We start from the raw sequence: 19814 nt of genomic DNA, 5'->3' as shown, positions 1-19814 counted from the left end.
GTTTACTTACCGTTGCGGCGGCGTGTGATTAATTTCGTAGACGCCTTTTTGGTTTTGCGGGTCTTGACGCCCATGGCTTTCTTACCCCACGGCGTCATTGGTGATTTACGGCCAACCGGAGTTCTGCCTTCACCACCGCCATGCGGGTGATCGTTCGGGTTCATGACGGAACCACGGACTGTCGGACGAATGCCCAGCCAGCGGGAACGTCCAGCCTTACCCAGGTTAACCAGGCTGTGATCTTCGTTGCCGACCGTACCGATGGTAGCGCGGCAGTTGCTCAGAACCTTGCGGACTTCGCCAGAGGCCAGACGCAGAATCGTGTAGCGGCCTTCGGAACCCAGGATCTGTGCGGAAACACCAGCGGAACGTGCCAGCTGGCCGCCCTTGCCCGGCTTCAGTTCAACGTTGTGAACGAAAGTACCTTCAGGGATGTTGCGCAGCTCCATCGCGTTGCCGACCTTGATGTCGACCGCTTCGCCGGAAACGATGGTCTGTCCGACCTGCATTCCCTTCGGAGCCAGGATATAGCGCTTTTCACCGTCTGCATAATTCAGCAGCGCGATGTTGGCGGAACGGTTCGGATCGTACTCGATCGTCGCGACCTTCGCCGGGATGTTGTCTTTATTACGCTTGAAGTCGATCACGCGGTACTGACGCTTGTGTCCGCCGCCCTGATGACGGGTTGTGATCCGACCGGTGTTGTTGCGGCCGCCCTTTTTGGACAGCGGTTCAAGCAGCGAGCGTTCTGGAGAAGTCGATGTGATTTCTTCGAAGCTCAGGCTTGACATACCGCGACGACCTGGAGTCGTTGGTTTATATTTCTTAATCGCCATTGGATTTAGTCCTCCTTACGCATTTTTCCGGAAATAGCGTGTTCTTCCGATATGTTGATCAGCTTATTCCGAGAATAAGTTGATATCCTGTCCTTCCGGCAGCTTGACAACTGCTTTGCGGACAGCGCTCGTCTTACCGACGTATTTGCCCATTCTCTTCGTCTTCGGCTTGCAGTTCAGAATGTTGACCTGTTCAACCTTGACGCCGAAAATTTCTTCAACAGCCAGACGGACCTGCGTCTTGTTCGCGCCCTTTGCGACCGCGAAAGTGATCTTGTTGTCAGTGTCCATCAGCTTCATCGTCTTTTCAGTGATGATCGGGCGGATAATGATATCTCTTGCGTTACTCATTATGCGAATACCTCCCCAGCTTTGTTGGCAGCCGCTTCCGTCATAACCAGCTTCTGAGCGTTGGCGATGTCGAAGGCGTTCAGTTCTTCAACTGTCAATAAGGCAGCGTTCGGAATGTTGCGCAGGGACATGAAGGCATTGTCGAAGTCCTCGGCGATATCCGCTACAAACAGCGTTTTGCCTTCAAACTTGAACGCATCCATAACCTTGACAAATTCCTTTGTCTTGATCGCGTCGAACTTCAGCGCATCGACGACAACCAGGTTGTTTTCAATGACCTTTTCAGAAAGCAGCGATCTTAAAGCCAACCGGCGAACCTTGCGGTTCAGACGGTAAGCATAGCTGCGCGGCGTCGGGCCGAAGGCGATGCCGCCGCCTCTCCACTGCGGAGCGCGGATGGAACCCTGACGGGCACGGCCTGTGCCCTTCTGACGCCAAGGCTTCTTGCCGCCGCCGCTGACTTCGTGACGGCTCTTGGTGTCATGCGTACCCTGACGCATATTCGCACGCTGCATGATGAGCGCGTCAAACATGACCTGCTGATTAGGTTCAATGCCGAATACAGCCTCAGCCAGTTCGATTTCGCGAATCTCTTTAGCTTCCAGGTTATATACATTTAACTTTGGCATCTGTTATTCCTCCTCTTTTGCTTCTTCGGAATAGCTGATCAGATCCTTGGCCGAAACAGCAGCTGTTCCTTTGACGGATGACTTAACAACAACCAGTCCGCGCTTCGGTCCCGGGACATTGCCCTTGATCAGCATGTAGTTGTTTTCAACATCAACCTTGATGATTTCCAGATTCTGTGTCGTGGTGGTATATCCACCTTCCTGGCCAGCGCCAGCCGTTCCCTTTTCGATCCGGCCGTTGTTACGTCCGGTTGTAGCCAGAGAACCGATATGCCGCATGTTCTTGGATCCGCCGTGGGTCTTCGGGCCCATTGTCGCGTTGTTTCTGACGATCGTGCCGTTGTAGCCGCGGCCCTTGCTGGTGCCGGTTACGTCGACGATTTCGCCGGCGGCGAACAGATCAACCTTCACTTCGTTGCCGACTTCCAGGTTTGTCATTTCCGTGCCGCGGATTTCGCGGACGAAACGCTTCGCTGCGGTCGATGCCTTGGCAGCATGACCCTTTTCAGCTTTGTTGGAACCCTTTTCGCTCAGATCTTCAAATCCCAGCTGAACAGCTTCGTAGCCATCGTTTTCCAGGGTTTTCTTCTGCAGCACTACGTTCGGCAGCGCTTCTACGACCGTGACAGGAATCAATACGCCGTCCGTAGTGAATACCTGCGTCATGCCAAGTTTACGTCCTAAAATACCTTTCATGATGTCACCTCCACTGTCCTTACAGCTTGATCTCGATGTCGACGCCGCTCGGCAGTTCCAGACGGCTCAATGCGTCAATGGTTTCTGCAGTCGGTCCGACGATCTCGATCAAACGCTTATGTGTTCTGATTTCAAACTGCTCACGCGAATCTTTGTACTTGTGAACAGCTCTCAAAATGGTTACCACCTGCTTCTCTGTCGGCAGGGGTACAGGTCCGACGACTTTCTTTGCGCCGTGTTCCTGAGCAGCCTTAACGATCTTTTCGCTGGCTGTATCCAGGATTCTGTGTTCGTAAGCTTTTAAACGAATTCTTACGCTGTTTTTTGCCATGAAATCTTCCTCCTTCATTTCATCCGCCGTTTCGGCAGATTCGCTCGGTGTGAATTCCCCGGTCTTCACGCTTAGCTGGCGCTATCGTGACAACGCCGATCAGCGTGCCGGCAACCTCCCACGTCCATGCGAATGCTTCGCTATTATAGCACTCAAAAACAGGCAATGCAACACTTTTTTCAAAAAAGTTAAAAACTTGGAAATACGGCTTCAGATCAAGCTCTTTTCAAGTTTCGAAAATCAATGATTTCAACAATTCCCTGGCAACGAAGATCAGTGTGCCATTATTATCTTCCTGACCGAATTCTTCCCAAAATAAGGTACTATCCGCAGGCGATTTTCACTGTTTTTCGCCCAATTTCACGATATTTTTCGTCTGGCAGCGCTTACATCTGGCAAGATTAACGAATCTTTGACAGATTTCGCAGGATTCCGTTTCTATGCAGGTCTGATTTATATTATAATAAGGATACTTTCAGGAGGTGAGCGCATGTTTGAATTTCTGAAGTTTAGAAAACAGGAACGCCGGCAGGTCGTTGTCGCGCTGCATGGGTTTGGACGGCGGCGGACCGATGAGTTTCTGCCGTTAAAAAATTTCCTCGCCGCCAAGAACATCGAACTGATCATGCCGGAGTTATTTAATCCGCGCAACCCGCAGGATGTCGATCCGCAGAAATGGATCCAGCGGGCTGAGGAAGTCGTCGATCAGCTGGCAGCCCAGAACGCGGAAGTCATTCTGGTCGGCTTCTCGATGGGCGGCGTCATCGCCGCGCATCTGGCCGCTGTCAAACCGGTAAAGAAGTTGATTCTGCTGGCGCCGGCATTCAATTATATCAATGTCGCCAACGCCGCGGATTACATCACCGGCTGGTTCAGCAGCCCCGGAAAAAAAGAACAGCCTGACCCGTATCCGCCGCTGCCCGCTGATTTTACTTCGGTGTTCATGAACGTCGTCGATCTGTTGAAGCAGGATGCCGCGCTGGTGGAATGTCCGGTGCTGATCTTCCACGGTACGGATGACGAAACCATTTCCGTTTCATCCAGCCGCAAGATCTACAAAAAAATTCCGGCCGCGCAGAAGGGACTGATCATGTTGGAAGGGGTCGGCCATGCGATTCTGGACGATCCGGTCTACGCTTCGCTGGCGTTGAACACCATCGCCGCGTTCATCGCCGATCAGTTCCATTTTTGATCATTCCAGGAGTTCTTGTGCTCTGACCGGCCAAGACTGCTTAACCTGATCCTTTCCGGTTCTGTTCTTTTCTGTTCTTCCTTTATATAAAGGAAAGCTGCAGCGCTTCTGATTTTTATCTTCAAACGTTACAGCTTTTTTATGATCTTATTCTATTTCAAGACGGCCGCTTCGCGCTGCGCCAGTACGCCAGCGCCGCAGCAGCCGACAGTGCGAACGCTCCGGCGCTCAGCACAAACGGAAACAACATATTCAGGTCGTAGACGATCCCCGCAGCCAGTGAGCCGAGCACATTGCCCATCGACTTGATCGCGTTGAACAGACCGGTGATGATGCCGACTTCGCTGTTTTTTCGCCCCTCCACGGATAAAGCCTGCGTGATCGGCTGATAAACGGCATTGGCGGTAAAGAAAATCAGGTTCATCGCAATGAACAGCGTCAGATTGCCCGGAATCAGTGCTCCCGCTGCACTCAGCGCGCACAGCGCCAGCACGGCGATCAGTGATTTCTTCACCTCAGTGCGGCGGATGATCCACAGATTGATGGAGAAATTTGCGATCAGGCCGATAAGACCGATGACCGCTTTGATTAATCCATTATAAACCGGTTTAAAATCCAGCTCGGCCTTCAAGAAATAGTTAAACGCATTTTCATGGCAGTTGCTGGCGAAGCCGGTCAGAAAGACGACGGTCAGAAACAGGATCATGACGGTGCTCATCAGACTGCGGGCGCTGGCAAAGGAGTTGAACGGATTGACGGTTTTCAGCAGCACGCGCGGACGAACAGTCTGCGGATCCACAATCGAATCTTCGACAAAGAACATTGCGCCCACGCCCAGCACGATCATCCAGACCGCCTGAACGTTGAACGCCAGCTGGAAGTGAATCGTTCCCAGAACGCCGCCCAGCAGATAGCCCACCGCCAGCGAAGCGGACTGCATCGCCGTATAGACCGCCAGATTGGAAGCCTGTTTTGCAGGCTCACTGACGTCGATCACATACGCCATCGTCGCCACGATCGCGCCGCCGGAAAAAGCCCCGGCCGCCCCGCGTGAGATCAGCACCATCAGCTCACTCGATGAGAAGCCCAGACTCAGCTGCGCCAGCCCATAACAGACGCAGGAGATCGTAAAGACCTTCACGCGGCCGAGATGATTGCTGAACTCGCCCCAGAATACAGACGTTAGAAATGAAAAGAAGCACATCACCGCCATCGACGTTCCGAAAATCCGCGACGGCAGTCCCATCGCCGTATATAAGGTCGGCGTCACCGGATGATGGAAATTCATGCCGATTCCCAACAAGACCGTGATCACCAGCATTCTGAACACTGATTTCTTTTTTGTCATGCTTGCATCCCCCTTATGACTTCTCTATAATACAAGTTAAACCCAGGTTGAAGTCAAGCCGAAAAGGAGAAATGGTATGGATTATTCGATCAAAGAAATTTCTGAGCGGCTCCGCATCCCCGCTTCCACGCTGCGGTATTATGAAAAGCGCGGGTTAATCGGTCCGCTGCGGCGCGGTGCGGGCCAGGTCCGCATCTTTACCGAAGACGATCTCCGGCTGCTGCAGATCATCCAGTGCTTAAAACGAACCGGCATGCCGGTCGAAGAAATCCGCGAGTTCGTCGAGCTGATCCGCAAGGGCGATGCGACGTTGGAACAGCGAACTGCCTTATTTGAGCGTCACCAAGCTCAGATTGAGCATCAGATTGAAGCGCTGCAGGAAAATCTGGCGGTGTTAAAACGCAAGATGAGGTTGTTCAACACACCGAAAAAATAAACGAATCCCGTTTGTCACAGGCGACAGACGGGATTTTCTTATTGATCGCAACGCGGGTGATCCTTGCGGTAATCGCACAATGCCGATTTCATCCGGCAGCTGCCCGCTTGATAGCTGGCGCAGGCCGCGCAGCCCCGGTTCTTTTTGGAGCGCAGCCGGATCAGGCAGTAGGCCGTCCAGCCTCCGATGATCAATATTACAAGCAACGTCGCCATTGTTCATCCCCGCCTTTCTTTTTTTTATTATATCAGGATTTTAACAGGGCATGAATGGAAATGACCGGAAGGTTGGACGCTGAGCTATCGTTTTCCAATTTCGCAGCCGTGCTCTGACGCTGAATCGCCGCCGGAAAATGAGCCAGGGTATTGCGGTGATTGCCCCGAAGGATGATCGTGCCGGTAAGCGCTGAGCAGCGGGTTCTGCGGCCCTTCACTGTGACAGATTCCCGTCATGCCGCAGCCCGCGCAGCCGCCTGCGCAGGAGGAGCCTTCTTGACGATGTTGCCGCCGCAGACTGCGGATCGCCAACAGGCAGGCGTCGATCACGATCAACAATACAACGCCTTCGCCAAAATAACTTTGAATAGCAGCGAGCATTCGTTCTCCTTTCCGCCGATTCCGGCTTTTAAATTTTTGTGGTTTCCTTCAGATCGACTTCCAGTGTCCGACTTTCTTTATATGGCCGGATTAACAGATAAACTAAAGCCGCAAGCAGGACAATCGCGATCCCAGTAAACACGGTAAACGGCGTTTCGCCTGTGATCAGGCCGCCGATCTGGTAGACGATCATGGCGGCGGCGTAAGCAAAACCACACATGTAGCCAATCGCCCCAAGCGTCCATTTCGGATTGTTCATCTCCCGTTTGATCGCACCCATCGCCGCGAAGCATGGCGCGCACAACAGGTTGAAAATCATGAAGCTGTACGCCGAGAGGGCTGTGAAATCCGCCGCGATCAGCGTCCAAATCTCATTGCCCGCTTCGCTCAGTTCCCCGCTGTAATGGTAAAGGACACCGAAGGTATTGACAACTTCTTCCTTGGCGATCAGGCCGGTTACCGTTGCCACTGTTGCTTTCCACGCCATATCGCCGATCCAGCCCAGCGGATAGAAAATCCAGGATACCGCATTGCCGATCAGCGCCAGCAGCGAGCTGTTGTTATCTTCAACCGCCTGGAAGACGCCGTCCACAAAGCCATAGCCCTGTAAGAACCACAAGACAATCGAGCTTAACAGAATAACCGTACCGGCCCGCTTGATAAACGACCAACCGCGTTCCCATGTTCCCCGCAGCACATTGGATGCCGAGGGAATATGGTAGGCCGGCAATTCCATGACAAATGGCGCCGGATCGCCCGCAAACATCTTAAACTTCTTCAGGATGATTCCGCTTATAATCACCGCGGCCACGCCGATGAAATACGCTGATGCCGCAACTGCGGCGGAATTGTTGAACAACGCCCCGGCAAACAGACCGATGATCGGCATTTTCGCACCGCAGGGAATGAAACCGGTTGTCATGATCGTCATTTTCCGGTCGCGATCCTGTTCGATCGTCCGCGAAGCCATAATTCCCGGCACGCCGCAGCCGGTCGCCACCAACATCGGGATAAAACTCTTGCCGCTTAAACCGAACCGACGGAAGATCCGGTCCATAATGAACGCAATTCGCGCCATGTAGCCGATATCTTCAAGAATGCAAAGCAGGAAGAACAACACGAGCATCTGCGGCACGAAGCCCAAGACCGCGCCGACCCCCGCGACAATTCCGTCCTGAATCAGACTGGCGAGCCAGCCGCCGACGCCCATCATCTGTAAGAAAGCGTCGACTGTGCCCGGCACCCACTCGCCGAACAACACGTCGTTGGCCCAGTCTGTACCCAGCGTGCCGATCGAGATTGACCAACCGCCCATCGAAATCGCGTAGACCAGCGCCATGACGAGAATGAAAATCGGCAGCGCCAGCCAGCGGTTGGTCACGATCGTGTCGATTTTATCAGAAACCGACATCCGGGATTGATTTTTCTTTGTATAACATGTGCGAATGATCGAACTGATATCATTATATCGTTCGTTAGTGATGATGCTTTCCGCGTCGTCATCCAGCTCGTCTTCCGCTTTTTGAATCAGCGCTTCGACATCTGGGACGCCGCTTATCATCGCCGCAATTTTATCGTCGCGCTCAAACAGCTTGATCGCGTAGAAACGCCGCATCGCCGAAGGGACTTCTGCGGGCAGCTGGGAGAGGATCGCGTCGAGCACCTGTTCCACTTTCGGACTAAAGCGATGCACTGGCGGCAAGACTTGCCCTTGCTTCGCCAATTTGACGGCCAGCGCTGCGGCTTCCTGAATACCTGTTTGTTTCAGCGCCGAAATCGTGACGACTTCGCATCCCAGTGCCCTGGCGAGCAGCTGCGTGTTGATCTGATCGCCGTTCTTGTTGACGACGTCGATCATATTGATGGCAACGACGACCGGAATGCCCAGCTCCAGCAGCTGTGTGGTTAAGTACAGATTGCGTTCCAGATTCGTGCCGTCGACAATGTTCAGAATCGCTTCCGGACGTTCGTGAATCAGATAATTCCGGGCGACGACTTCTTCCAGCGTATATGGGGAAAGGGAATAAATCCCCGGAAGATCGGTGATCGTGACTTCCTTCCGATCCTTCAACCTGCCTTCCTTCTTTTCGACCGTGACGCCCGGCCAGTTGCCCACAAATTGATTGGAACCCGTCAGAGCGTTGAAAAGTGTTGTTTTTCCGCTGTTCGGATTGCCGGCCAGCGCAATTTTAACTGCCATGTTCTATCCCTCCTAAAAATTAGCTTAAGCTAACTATATACCCAAAAAAGACAGGCCCTCCGGCCTTTAATCCACTTCGATCATCTGGGCGTCGGCTTTGCGCAGCGATAATTCATAACCGCGGACGTTGATCTCCACCGGATCGCCCAGCGGCGCAACCTTGCGCACATAGACTTCGACACCCTTCGTAATGCCCATGTCCATGATTCGGCGCTTAACCGCGCCTTCGCCATGAAGCTTCTTGACGGAAACGGTGTCTCCGACCCGGATATCCTTTAACGTTTTCATTCTATCCCCCCTTTTATATCATGATCTTATTGGCCATTTCCTTACTGATGGCCACACGGCACCCCTTCACCTTGACGATGACGTTGCCCTGGTTCTGCGAAACGAGCATGACCTCGCTGCCTTCGGTAAAACCGAGTGAATTTAAGAAACACCGAACTTCTTCCTTCCCGCCGATTCGTTTTACAGCGTTGATCTGTCCAGCCTGTGCGAATGTTAACGGCATCAACCTCCCCCCTCCTTGAAGTAAAAAGATCAGTTTAATTAGCTTTAGCTAACTTACAGGTTATATGTTATCTTAGACTAACAATTATGTCAATCTTTTTTTGAAGGATTTTCCTTTTTTCTGAGCATTCAGCTTGACAAATGCTTTTTACTTCATGGCCTGAGCTGTGGTTTTGCTCTTTAGCTTTCCCAAAAAAGAAAAAGGCCAGGTTCCAGCCTTGATTCCTGTATTCCGAATCCGCTTTCCCCCGCCTGTTTTATTCATCTCCTACAACAGATCGAGCAATTCCTCAATCCGGTAAATCCGCGGCAAATCCGCCTGACACTGCTGTCCCGGATTCGCAAAAATCCAGATCGGCTGCATGCCTGCCCGGTAAGCCCCGATAATGTCGGTGAAGAACGTATCGCCGACAAACGCGATTTCTTCCGGCGGCAGCTCCAGCTGGCGCGCGCCTTCCAAAAAGATTTCCACATCCGGTTTGTGCGCTTTGAATTCTCCGGAAATGACGATCACTTCAAACAGATCCGCCAGGCCGCACAATTCCAGCTTACGCCGCTGCATCCGTGAATTCCCGTTGGTCACAATCCCAACCTTATATTTTTTCTTCAGCTGTTCCACCACGGAACGAGCCTGCGGAAAAACTACCGTATAATCGCCGAAGGTTTCATACCAGTCCTTGCACAATGCGTCGACCTGTTCCTGGCTTAAGCCGTATTCCTTTGCCAGCATCGAGTACATGTGGATTTTCTCGATCGAGCCATATTCGTCCCAGGTCAGCAGCTTCTGAACGACGTTTTCCCGCTCCACCGGCTCTTCCCGCAGCTGCGGAAACAGTGCGTCGACCAACTTCCTGATCTTGGCGTCCGCCGCCGCCTGCCGGTCGATCAGCGTATTATCCAAATCAAACAAAATTCCTTTAATCCCAGTCCTCATGCGTTCCTCCATAATATTGATTTCTGACTTCCAAATAGCACTCTGCATCCGTCTGATTGACGTATGGACGAATGAAATAAGTGCCGATATTGAATGTCACCGCCCCTAATAAATACCATAAAAAGAAGGAAAGATCCAGCACAAACAAATCCAGTTTGATTCCCTGCGTCATTTCCTGGGAAAGCGCCAGAATCTGCTGCGGATCAAGATCCGGTTCATCCTCAGTCAAATACGGCACAAACCGATAGCTGTATGATTTCACAATCCCCGGAATGACGAACAACAGTGAATACAAAGATACGATCAGATCCCGCCAGAATCCGGTCAGCGCTACCCGTTTCAATTCTTCCCATTGATTGAAGCAGCGAAACACATCGTTGGCGTTTTCCTCATCCGTGGACGCTTTTTTCATATAATTCATCAAACCGAAGCTCAGCGGATTCAGTACGATCAGCCGGATCAGCACCGCAACTGCCGCCGACAACAGCGTATACATCAAAACCAGCGGACCAAACAGCCCCATTAAGGAACTCAATCCAACAAACGTCTTGCCAAACAGCGTGATCGTCATGGCATCCAGCCATTGCGTCGTCGGCCCGCTGAAGTTGAAGTTGATCGAAAAGATCTTGAAATTTCCAACGCCATTCCCCAGCCAGTACAAAAACAAACACGCCACAAACAGTTTTAAATACTTTCGGCTCAATACCGCCTTGGCCCGGCTTTTTAATTCTGCGCGTACAAACATAATAATCTCCCCCATTCCAATTTCATTTTACACGAAGACTGTGAAAAATCCCAGAAAGAAAGCAGACAACTGTTCAATAGAGAACAAAAAAAGATCAGGATCGCTCCTGACCTGGTTTGAGAATCCATGCTTATGACTGTTTCGGCTCATCCTTAGCCTTCGCTTTTTCCTCTTCTTAGTCTTCCTCTTCGTCCTCATTGCCGGCAATTTTGCGTTTGCGGAAAACCCGGCACAGCCAGATGCTCAGCTGATACAGCAGCAGCATCGGCAGGGCGATCATGATCTGCGAGACAACGTCCGGCGGCGTAATGATCGCGGCGACAATGAAGATCACAACGATTACCACCGAGCGGCCTTTGACCATCCATTCCGGCCGCATCAGCCCCAGCTGAGTCAGAATTACCGTCGCAACCGGCATTTCAAACACCGTGCCGAAGGTGATAAAGATCGTCATGATAAAGCTGAGATAACTTTCAATCGAAATCGACGCGATGATCGACGCCGACGCGTTGACATGAATGAAGAAATACAACATGAACGGCAGCGCGATCTTATACGCGAACCCCGCGCCGAGAATGAAGAAAAACAAACCGGCTACCATCGCGAAGAAGAACACGAAGTTTTCCTTTCGTTCCAGCCCCGGACGGATAAACGCCCAGATTTCATACAGAATCACCGGTGAACCGAGGCAGACGGCGCCGATCAGCGCGACCTTGATATACTGCATGAACAGCGCCTGCGGCGAAAGGTAAACGAACTGATAGCCCAGCTCGGTCCCCTGTTGGGTCAACAGGTTGACAATCGGCCCCGCGTAGTTGAAACAGATCAGTAAGCCAGCGAACAGAACTGCGATCACAACCAGGATCCGGTTGCGCAGTTCTTTCAGATGACCGGTCAGCGACATGACCGCTTCATCATTCTCTTGTTCCTGTTTCTGTTTATGCTTCGCCATACTGCTTATTCTTCGTCGTCAGACTTGTCGGAATCCTTATTATCGGACATGCCTTCCTTGAAGTTCTTGATCGTCTTGCCAAACATCTTGCTTAACTTCGGCAGCTGCTTTGGTCCGAAGACGATGATGACGATAACTAAGATGACTAATAATTCCGTAGTTCCCAATTTTCCAAACATAATTTTTCCCTCCTGATTTTATTGATCAATTACGCGTTATGCGAGCGGCGGCCTGCGGTTTTAGCTGCTGGACGCTGACGGCGCGGTGCTTTGCGGCCCGTATATGCCTCCGCTAACGTCGGCTTTTCTTCAGCCGAAACTTCCGGCTGCATTTCCGCTTCTGTCTTTGCTTTTGCAGCGGCGGTTTCCGTCACTTCCGCTTCGATGACCTCCGGCTTGGCCTCTTCCTTCTTCGCCGGCTTGCCAATCGTCTTGAATGACTTCGTCACATCGTCGATCGACTTGTTGACGTCTTCCTTCAGCGACACGATCGGTTCGATCGCTTCCTTTAACGGCGCGCTCGCTTCATCGAGCGGTTCGACGATATTCTCGCGGATGTCCTTGGACAGATCGCCCGTCACTTTCTTGACTTCTTTCAGCGACGCCCCCAGCTTTTTAGCATAGATCGGAAGCTTCTCCGGTCCTAAGACCACCAGCGCGATCACACAGATCACAATGATCTCGGCAATTCCTATCTTCATACCCCGTTTCTCCTTTGTGAGATTATTATAACAAGTCGCCTGAGATTTGTATAGCGTATATTTATATTTTTATCATTTTATTTTTTGATATATTGACCATTCACGCAAGAACACAGACCGCCTTGCAGGCAGGCAGTTTCTTTTGCAGCCAGCTGCAGAGTTTTTCCGCATGATCCAGTTCCTGAGCCGAGCGGCAGATCAGTTCAAATTTCCAGTTTTTCGTAACCCGGGTTCCCAGACGGGCATAGACCTGAGCGATCAATTCCTCAAATTCCTGCCGATCCTGCAGGTCAAGCAGACAGTCCATCCGCAGCTGCAGCGTGACCGGCAGCTGGCGCTGGCGCACGATGTTCATCAGCAGATCGAAGCCATACCACGTCAAAACCCGCTGCTGAGCGAGCATCAGCACATTATCAGGATGATACAGATCGAGATTCAGCTCCAATGTTGACGATTTCATTGCCGGACACTCGCGCAGCCACAGATACTGCTGATACAGACGGGTATCCGTCTTCACATAGTCCAGCTGACATTGCTGCGCCGCGACATAACGCAGTCCTTCTTCCACAGGCAGAACCACTTCATCCGGACAGCGCCCCTGCGTCCACTGACTTTTCCACTGACTTGGCGTCATCTGAAACTCCTGCTGGAAATTGCGGTAAAAATACTTGGAATCGGAAAAGCCGCACGCCTTGCAGATACCGGCGTTGCTTTCCGGTGTAAACAACAGCTGCCGCTCCGCCTCCCGCAGCCGGCAGCGGCTGACGCACTCCAGAAACGTCATATGTTCATTCTGTTTCCACAGCTGGGCAAAATAGCTCTTCTGCATTTTCTCCGCATCCGCAGCCTGCTGCAGCGTCAGCTTCGCTTGCAGATGCGTTACAATATAATCAATGATCCGGTAATACCGCACGAATTTATCTTCACTGACCGCCCGGAACTGCCGGTTAACTTCGTTCTGCACATTATATTCCATAACCAGCGTCAGGCCCAGCTTTTCTTCCATCAGCGGCCGCTGAGCCACTTTTTCTTCCTGATTGAACAACGCGTAGGTTTCCAGGATATCCTTCAGAAAAATACAATCGCGGTAAACCAGCGATACCTCGCGGGTTTGATCGGGATCGACTAACGAATCCACCAGCTGAAGACGCTCGGCATAGGGATAGCTGACCTGCGGCAGCAGCGCCGTTTCAATCTCCACACACAATGCCGTGCAGCCTTCGCGCGATGTCATGGCCCACACTTCCCCGGCATTGACAAAAAAAACATCCCCGGCGTTCATTTCACTCAGCCGGCTGAACCGCTTCACCTGGGCCTGACCCTCCAGAAGGGCGACAACACTCAAAGCGGAGTCGGAATAACGCAGCGCCGTCTGATGAAAGCGCAGAACTTGAGAGGTAATGTAATCATGTCGGAATGGTTTCATGCGATTTTCTCCTGTTTTTTATTATAGCATTCCCCCTGTCCAAACGCAAAAAAGAGATCCGCAGAGGATCTCTTTTCAGAATTTTTTAACGATGACCGAAACTTATTTAATGATTTCGATAACGTTTCCGGAACCGACGGTACGGCCGCCTTCACGGATAGAGAACTTTGTTCCCTGTTCAACAGCGATCGGAGCGATCAGTTCAACCGTCATTTCAACGTTGTCGCCCGGCATGCACATTTCAACGCCTTCCGGCAGTTTGATAACGCCTGTAACGTCCGTTGTACGGAAGTAGAACTGAGGACGGTAGTTGGAAACGAACGGTGTATGACGTCCGCCTTCTTCCTTCGTCAGAACGTAAACCTGAGCCTTGAATTCCGTGTGCGGATGAACGCTTCCCGGCTTCGCCAGGACCTGTCCACGCTGTACTTCATCACGGTTAACGCCACGCAGCAGCGCACCGATGTTATCGCCTGCTTCAGCGTAGTCCAGCAGTTTACGGAACATTTCGATACCGGTAACAACGGTCTTCTTGGAATCATGGATACCGACGATTTCAACTTCTTCGCCCAGCTTCAAGATACCACGTTCAACACGGCCTGTCGCAACAGTACCACGGCCTGTGATGGTGAAGACGTCTTCGACAGCCATCAGGAACGGCTTGTCAGCGTCACGTGCCGGAGTCGGGATGTAGCTGTCAACAGCATCCATCAGTTCGTCGATCTTGCCTTCCCAAGCCGGATCGCCTTCCAGAGCCTTTAATGCGGAACCGCGGATAACCGGAGCGTTTTCGCCGTCAAAGCCATATTCGCTCAGCAGTTCGCGAACTTCCATTTCAACCAGGTCGATCAGTTCTTCATCGTCGACCATGTCGCACTTGTTCAGGAATACAACGATTGCAGGAACGCCTACCTGGCGAGCCAGCAGGATGTGTTCACGTGTCTGAGGCATCGGTCCGTCAGTTGCCGCAACAACCAGGATCGCGCCGTCCATCTGAGCTGCACCAGTGATCATGTTCTTGATGTAGTCAGCGTGGCCCGGGCAGTCAACGTGAGCGTAGTGGCGAGTAGCCGTCTGGTATTCAACGTGAGCTGTGTTGATTGTAATACCGCGCTGCTTCTCTTCCGGTGCACCGTCGATCTGGTCGTAAGCTTTCGCTTCCGCCATACCGTTCTTTGCCAGGTGGTTTGTAATAGCGGCTGTCAGTGTAGTTTTACCATGGTCAACGTGACCGATGGTACCGATATTGACATGCTCTTTAGATCTGTCAAATTTTGCTTTTGCCATTTTGCAAATTCCTCCTAATTTTCCATTCAATTAGCCAAGTCTATTTTAAGATAAACGTCCGAAGAAATCAAGGTCAGATTACTCAGCGGAAGCGTTTTTCTTGGCGATTTTTTCAGCAATGCTCTTCGGAACTTCTGAATAGTGGTCCATCTGCATTACATAGTTGCCGCGGCCCTGGGTAAACGAACGCAGATCCGTGGAATAACCGAACATTTCAGACAGCGGTACGAAAGCGCGGACAACGATTGCGTTGGCACGTTCTTCCTGATCGCGGATCTGACCGCGGCGCTTGGTGATGTCGCCCATCACGCTGCCGAGGTATTCGTTTGGCGCTGTGACTTCAACCGACATGATCGGTTCCAGCAGCACCGGCTTACATTTCTTAGCCGCTTCTTTCAAGGCCATCGAAGCCGCAATCTTAAACGCCATTTCAGACGAGTCGACTTCATGGTAGGAACCGTCGAACAGCGTAGCCTTGATATCGACAACCGGATAGCCTGCGACTAAACCGTTGTTCAGCGCTGCCTCCAGGCCTTCCTGAGTCGGCTTGATGTATTCGCGCGGAACGGTGCCGCCGACAACAGCGTCGATAAATTCGAAGCCCTTGCCTTCTTCGTTGGGTTCAAATTTGATCCAGACGTGGCCATACTGACCGCGACCGCCGGACTGACGGACAAACTTGCCTTCGCACTCGGCCGCCTGGCGAATCGTTTCACGATAAGCAACCTGCGGCGCGCCGACGTTGCATTCAACCTTAAATTCACGGCGCATCCGATCGACGATGATGTCCAGATGCAATTCGCCCATACCGGCGATGATCGTCTGGCCTGTTTCTTCATCCGTGTACGTCTTGAACGTCGGGTCTTCTTCCGCCAGCTTCGCTAACGCCAGGCCCATCTTATCGGAGTCCGCTTTGGTCTTCGGCTCAACGGACATCTGGATAACCGGTTCCGGGAAGACCATCGATTCAAGGATGATCGGGGCTTTTTCATCGCACAGCGTATCGCCGGTCGTCGTGGCCTTTAAGCCGACCGCCGCCGCAATATCACCGGCGAAGACTTCCGTGATTTCCGCACGGTGATTCGCGTGCATCTGAACGATACGGCCGAAACGTTCGCGCGTATCCTTCGTCGCATTCAGGACGTAAGAGCCTGCCGTTGCCGTTCCGGAGTAAACGCGGAAGTAAGTCAGACGGCCGACAAACGGGTCGGTCATGACCTTGAACGCCAGCGCCGCAAACGGTTCGCTGTCGTTGGCATGACGGGCTTCCTGCGTGCCGTCTTCCAGGTGACCCTGGATGGACGGGATATCCAGCGGGGACGGCAGGTAGTCGATAACAGCATCCAGCATCAGCTGTACGCCTTTGTTCTTATAAGCGGAACCGCACAGAACCGGGAAGAATTCCGACGAGCAGACGCCCTTACGGATCGCCGCTTTGATTTCAGGAATCGTTGGCTCTTCGCCTTCCAATACCTTCATCATCAGTTCATCATCGTAATCGGCTGCTTTTTCGATCAGCTCCGCCCGCAGCTGCTGCGCCTGTTCCAGCATATCCGCCGGGATTTCCTTGACTTCCATCTTGGTTCCCAGATCGTCAGCGTAGAAGATCGCATTCATTTCCAGCAGGTCGATGATGCCGCGGAATGTGTTTTCCGCGCCGATCGGCAGCTGGATCGCCGCCGCTTTCGCGCCTAAGCGATCGCCGATGCTGCGCACCGACATCATGAAGTCTGCGCCGGTCGCATCCATTTTATTACAGAAAACGATCCGCGGAACTTTATAGGTCGACGCCTGACGCCAGACAGTTTCCGTCTGCGGCTCAACGCCGGCTTTGGCATCCAGAACGGTAACCGCGCCGTCTAAGACACGCAGGGAACGTTCAACTTCAACCGTGAAGTCGACGTGACCCGGAGTATCAATGATATTGATGCGGTGGCCTTTCCAGGAAGCGGTTGTGGCCGCAGAAGTGATCGTGATGCCACGTTCCTGTTCCTGCGCCATCCAGTCCATCTGAGAGGCGCCGTCATGGGTTTCTCCCAGTTTATGAGTTTTTCCGGTGTAATAAAGGATACGTTCCGTTGTGGTGGTCTTGCCAGCATCAATGTGAGCCATGATTCCGATATTACGGGTATTTTCTAGCGAAAATTCACGAGCCATAAATTTCTCCTTTCGTAACTCTGCAGATTCTGCAGCCGCTTACCAGCGGTAATGAGCGAAAGCCTTGTTGGCTTCGGCCATCTTGTGGGTATCTTCCTTCTTCTTGACGGAAGCCCCGGTGCCGTTGGCCGCATCCATGATTTCCGCAGCCAGACGCTGTTCCATGGTTTTTTCATGGCGCAGACGGCTGTAATTAACCAGCCAGCGCAGACCCAGCGTCAGTCTTCTTTCAGAAGAAACTTCGATTGGGACCTGGTAGTTGGCGCCGCCGACACGGCGAACCTTCAGTTCCAGCAGCGGCATGATGTTGGACAGAGCCTGTTCAAAGACTTCCATCGGCTGACGTCCGGTCTTCGCTTCGACGATATCGAAAGCGTTGTACAGGATATCCTGAGCGACGTTCTTCTTGCCATCCAGCATCAGCTTGTTGATTAAGCGAGTGACCAGTTTCGAATTGTAAATTGGATCGACCAATACATCTCTCTTCGCAATATAACCTTTTCTTGGCATGTGTTATTCCCTCCTTATTTCTTAGCTTTCGGCTTCTTTGCCCCGTACAGAGAACGGCTCTGATTCCGGTTGGCAACGCCGGCGCAGTCCAGAGTTCCGCGGATGATGTGGTAACGGACACCTGGGAGGTCCTTAACACGGCCGCCGCGGATCAGAACAACACTGTGCTCCTGCAGGTTGTGACCGATTCCTGGGATATAAGCTGTAACTTCCATTCCGTTGCTCAGACGAACACGCGCGTATTTACGCAGCGCCGAGTTCGGCTTTTTCGGTGTCATGGTACCGACACGGGTGCAGACGCCTCTCTTCTGTGGAGATGCGATGGTGGTGGCCTGACGCTGCAGGCTGTTGTAACCTCTGTTTAAAGCCGGGGACTTCGATTTCCAAACCTTGTTCTCACGGCCCTTGCGGACTAACTGATTAATCGTTGGCATGGTTTTTCTCCTTTCGATCTTTTCAAGCACACACTTCCAAGCGTGCCATTCCTTGGCATAAATATAAGTTTCCACGCAGGAAACCCTTATTCGTAGCTAAGCGAGGTTAATTCTAGCGGATATTCAATGAATTGTCAACGAGAAAAGAACAACCTTTTTAGAAATTTCGCATTTCTTTTCCGGTTTCCCGCGCAATCCACTGTTTCAGGCGTTGCATTTTGCGGTTTTCTTCGTTTTCCAGCTCTTTTTGTATACCCTGAATCCCCTCTTTTATACTTTGATAGACACGAATTCCAGAAGATTCCCAATTATTTCCCAGTCTTTAACCCCCCCCCAGAGCCTCAAACATTTCTTTGTTTGCGTTGTTCTGCGTTCGTTGTTTTCCTTGCCGGTCTAAGCGATTGAAAGTTATTATTCCAATCGTTCTTTTTGCTTATCAAAAATCGCTGCGCCGCGGTCTTCGGCCAAGACGAGGTTACTCTTTCGCATACTTTTCCCATCGCAAAGCAAACTGCTTAATATAGCGAAGGCTTCAGCCACTCCCGCAGCTGTTCGACCGGGCAGGAAGAAAACAGGCTGCAGCTGAAGGTATAGACCAGAAACAAATCGGAGTCCAGACCTTGCCCTATTTGAAATTTTCCATGCAGCGTTGTCGTCAGGCGTTCGATTAACGGCAGCGACTTCGGATTTTTCCGGACATTTTCCAGAATCGTTTCCAACCGCTGCATGCACAGCGTGAAACGATCGCTGAACTCCATCATCAATCCCAGCAGCGCGCTTTGATAAAATTCCAGAGTCGGACGCAGAATCAGCTCATACAGCAGCAGCCAGACCGCCTGCAGATGTTCGTCTTCACTTAAAAGCTGACACTGGTTTAACAGCTCTGCTTCAAAGGGTTCCAGCGAATCCCCCTGCGACAGCCGCAGAAACAACGCGTACTGTGCTTCTGTCGACCGCTGAATCTGCTGCGCGCTCAGATGATAAATCAACTGCTGCAGGACGGTCAGATTTTCTTTAAACTGCACCTTCAGTTCAGAAGAAATCCGATCCCACAAAAATTGCCGGTAGGGATCAACCTCGATATCCAGAAACGGCGCTAATAATAAAATTGCGATCATCCGCGCGTCGGAAACCATCCCCAGCGAATCCGCCAGGCGATTTTTGGGCAGCTCGTCAAAGTGCTGACGCGGCAGTTTCAAAAGAAGCTCCGGCGTCGCGTTGCAGGGAATGCTCTCCAGAAGATAACGGATCACTTCCAGCTGGGCCGCCATTTCATTGATTTTCTGCTTTTGTTGATAAACATGGCGATGCAGGAAAAAATTTAACGAAATGGGATACCGGAACGCTTCATGGATCACTTCGATCGGCAGTCCCAGCCGGCGCAGCCGCTGAATAATCTTGAGCGTTTTCAGATCAACTTCACTTAAATCATAATAACCATTTTCATTTTTGGCCGGACAGACCAGTCCTTCCTGAATGTAAAAATGCACTGCCTTGCGGCTTAATCCCGTTTTCTTGCAGGCTTCATGAACGCGCATGAAAAA

The 19814-nt window shown here is 51.8% G+C and carries 24 protein-coding genes; 2 read left to right on the top strand and 22 right to left on the bottom strand.

Annotation, left to right across the window (positions count from 1 at the left end; all coding sequences use genetic code 11):
* Positions 1–2: 2 nt before the first annotated feature.
* The 5 genes from rplB to rpsJ all read right to left on the bottom strand — a co-directional run bounded on the left by rplB (position 3) and on the right by rpsJ (position 2843).
* Positions 3–836 (bottom strand): 50S ribosomal protein L2, encoded by an 834-nt coding sequence (gene rplB / locus BQ7364_RS14705; protein ID WP_072685404.1) that lies wholly within the window; start codon positions 834–836, stop codon positions 3–5.
* 63 nt (positions 837–899) lie between these two features.
* Positions 900–1187, bottom strand: coding sequence for a 50S ribosomal protein L23 (gene rplW / locus BQ7364_RS14700; protein WP_006058567.1), 288 nt, complete (start codon positions 1185–1187; stop codon positions 900–902).
* Positions 1187–1816, bottom strand: coding sequence for a 50S ribosomal protein L4 (rplD, locus tag BQ7364_RS14695; RefSeq protein ID WP_006058566.1), 630 nt, complete (start codon positions 1814–1816; stop codon positions 1187–1189). The genes rplW and rplD overlap by 1 nt, the downstream gene beginning before the upstream one ends.
* Before the next feature lie 3 nt (positions 1817–1819).
* Positions 1820–2512 (bottom strand): 50S ribosomal protein L3, encoded by a 693-nt coding sequence (gene rplC / locus BQ7364_RS14690; RefSeq protein ID WP_006058565.1) that lies wholly within the window; start codon positions 2510–2512, stop codon positions 1820–1822.
* A 19-nt stretch (positions 2513–2531) separates the two neighbouring features.
* A complete protein-coding gene (rpsJ, locus tag BQ7364_RS14685) occupies positions 2532–2843 on the bottom strand; it encodes a 30S ribosomal protein S10 (RefSeq protein WP_020226047.1) in 312 nt (103 codons plus the stop codon).
* A gap of 490 nt (positions 2844–3333) precedes the next feature.
* On the opposite strand from rpsJ, the gene BQ7364_RS14680 reads away from it, so the two are divergent.
* Positions 3334–4035 carry an alpha/beta hydrolase gene (locus BQ7364_RS14680; RefSeq protein ID WP_072685403.1) on the top strand — a complete coding sequence of 234 codons (702 nt, stop codon included), beginning with the start codon at positions 3334–3336 and terminating at the stop codon, positions 4033–4035.
* Between the two features lie 157 nt (positions 4036–4192).
* Here the strand turns inward: BQ7364_RS14680 and BQ7364_RS14675 are convergent, their stop codons facing one another.
* The gene (locus BQ7364_RS14675; RefSeq protein WP_072685402.1) at positions 4193–5383 is read right to left on the bottom strand and encodes an MFS transporter; all 1191 of its coding nucleotides are present in this window, start codon (positions 5381–5383) and stop codon (positions 4193–4195) included.
* A gap of 76 nt (positions 5384–5459) precedes the next feature.
* Between BQ7364_RS14675 and BQ7364_RS14670 the strand changes: the two genes are divergently transcribed.
* Entirely contained in the window at positions 5460–5819 is a 360-nt protein-coding gene (locus BQ7364_RS14670) for a MerR family transcriptional regulator (RefSeq protein WP_072685401.1), read from the top strand.
* 38 nt (positions 5820–5857) lie between these two features.
* Here the strand turns inward: BQ7364_RS14670 and BQ7364_RS18060 are convergent, their stop codons facing one another.
* The 16 genes from BQ7364_RS18060 to BQ7364_RS14595 form a co-directional block, all read right to left on the bottom strand.
* Complete coding sequence (locus BQ7364_RS18060; protein WP_159432822.1) at positions 5858–6034, bottom strand: FeoB-associated Cys-rich membrane protein; 177 nt, start codon at positions 6032–6034, stop codon at positions 5858–5860.
* A gap of 84 nt (positions 6035–6118) precedes the next feature.
* Positions 6119–6415, bottom strand: a complete 297-nt coding sequence (locus tag BQ7364_RS14665; RefSeq protein WP_072685400.1) for a FeoB-associated Cys-rich membrane protein — start codon at positions 6413–6415, stop codon at positions 6119–6121.
* A gap of 28 nt (positions 6416–6443) precedes the next feature.
* On the bottom strand, positions 6444–8615 hold the full coding sequence (gene feoB, locus BQ7364_RS14660) for a ferrous iron transport protein B (RefSeq protein WP_072685399.1): 2172 nt from the start codon (positions 8613–8615) through the stop codon (positions 6444–6446).
* A gap of 66 nt (positions 8616–8681) precedes the next feature.
* Positions 8682–8903, bottom strand: coding sequence for a FeoA family protein (locus BQ7364_RS14655; RefSeq protein ID WP_072685398.1), 222 nt, complete (start codon positions 8901–8903; stop codon positions 8682–8684).
* A gap of 13 nt (positions 8904–8916) precedes the next feature.
* On the bottom strand, positions 8917–9126 hold the full coding sequence (locus tag BQ7364_RS14650) for a FeoA family protein (RefSeq protein WP_072685397.1): 210 nt from the start codon (positions 9124–9126) through the stop codon (positions 8917–8919).
* Between the two features lie 267 nt (positions 9127–9393).
* On the bottom strand, positions 9394–10059 hold the full coding sequence (locus tag BQ7364_RS14645; RefSeq protein ID WP_072685396.1) for an HAD family hydrolase: 666 nt from the start codon (positions 10057–10059) through the stop codon (positions 9394–9396).
* Positions 10043–10804 carry a DUF975 family protein gene (locus tag BQ7364_RS14640; protein ID WP_072685395.1) on the bottom strand — a complete coding sequence of 254 codons (762 nt, stop codon included), beginning with the start codon at positions 10802–10804 and terminating at the stop codon, positions 10043–10045. Before BQ7364_RS14640 ends, BQ7364_RS14645 begins: the two co-directional genes overlap by 17 nt.
* 175 nt (positions 10805–10979) lie before the next feature.
* A complete protein-coding gene (gene tatC, locus BQ7364_RS14635; RefSeq protein ID WP_072685394.1) occupies positions 10980–11756 on the bottom strand; it encodes a twin-arginine translocase subunit TatC in 777 nt (258 codons plus the stop codon).
* Between the two features lie 5 nt (positions 11757–11761).
* Positions 11762–11935, bottom strand: a complete 174-nt coding sequence (tatA, locus tag BQ7364_RS14630) for a twin-arginine translocase TatA/TatE family subunit (RefSeq protein ID WP_072685393.1) — start codon at positions 11933–11935, stop codon at positions 11762–11764.
* A 29-nt stretch (positions 11936–11964) separates the two neighbouring features.
* A complete protein-coding gene (locus BQ7364_RS14625; RefSeq protein ID WP_072685392.1) occupies positions 11965–12456 on the bottom strand; it encodes a Sec-independent protein translocase subunit TatA/TatB in 492 nt (163 codons plus the stop codon).
* Positions 12457–12556: 100 nt separating this feature from the next.
* Complete coding sequence (locus tag BQ7364_RS14620) at positions 12557–13882, bottom strand: helix-turn-helix transcriptional regulator (protein WP_072685391.1); 1326 nt, start codon at positions 13880–13882, stop codon at positions 12557–12559.
* Between the two features lie 102 nt (positions 13883–13984).
* Positions 13985–15169: an elongation factor Tu gene (gene tuf, locus BQ7364_RS14615; protein WP_072685390.1), complete on the bottom strand. Its 1185-nt coding sequence runs from the start codon at positions 15167–15169 to the stop codon at positions 13985–13987.
* Between the two features lie 78 nt (positions 15170–15247).
* Positions 15248–17326 carry an elongation factor G gene (gene fusA / locus BQ7364_RS14610; RefSeq protein WP_072685389.1) on the bottom strand — a complete coding sequence of 693 codons (2079 nt, stop codon included), beginning with the start codon at positions 17324–17326 and terminating at the stop codon, positions 15248–15250.
* 39 nt (positions 17327–17365) lie between these two features.
* Positions 17366–17836 carry a 30S ribosomal protein S7 gene (gene rpsG, locus BQ7364_RS14605; protein ID WP_006058545.1) on the bottom strand — a complete coding sequence of 157 codons (471 nt, stop codon included), beginning with the start codon at positions 17834–17836 and terminating at the stop codon, positions 17366–17368.
* Positions 17837–17850: 14 nt separating this feature from the next.
* Positions 17851–18270 carry a 30S ribosomal protein S12 gene (gene rpsL / locus BQ7364_RS14600; protein WP_039864122.1) on the bottom strand — a complete coding sequence of 140 codons (420 nt, stop codon included), beginning with the start codon at positions 18268–18270 and terminating at the stop codon, positions 17851–17853.
* Positions 18271–18785: 515 nt separating this feature from the next.
* Positions 18786–19808 carry a MerR family transcriptional regulator gene (locus tag BQ7364_RS14595; RefSeq protein WP_072685388.1) on the bottom strand — a complete coding sequence of 341 codons (1023 nt, stop codon included), beginning with the start codon at positions 19806–19808 and terminating at the stop codon, positions 18786–18788.
* Positions 19809–19814 lie beyond the last annotated feature (6 nt).

Source organism: Holdemania sp. Marseille-P2844 (genome assembly GCF_900120005.1).
In the GTDB taxonomy this organism is placed as follows: Bacteria; Bacillota_I; Bacilli_A; order Erysipelotrichales; family Erysipelotrichaceae; genus Holdemania.
Note: the sequence above shows the minus strand (reverse complement) of the source record. Positions and strands in the feature narration are given on the sequence as shown.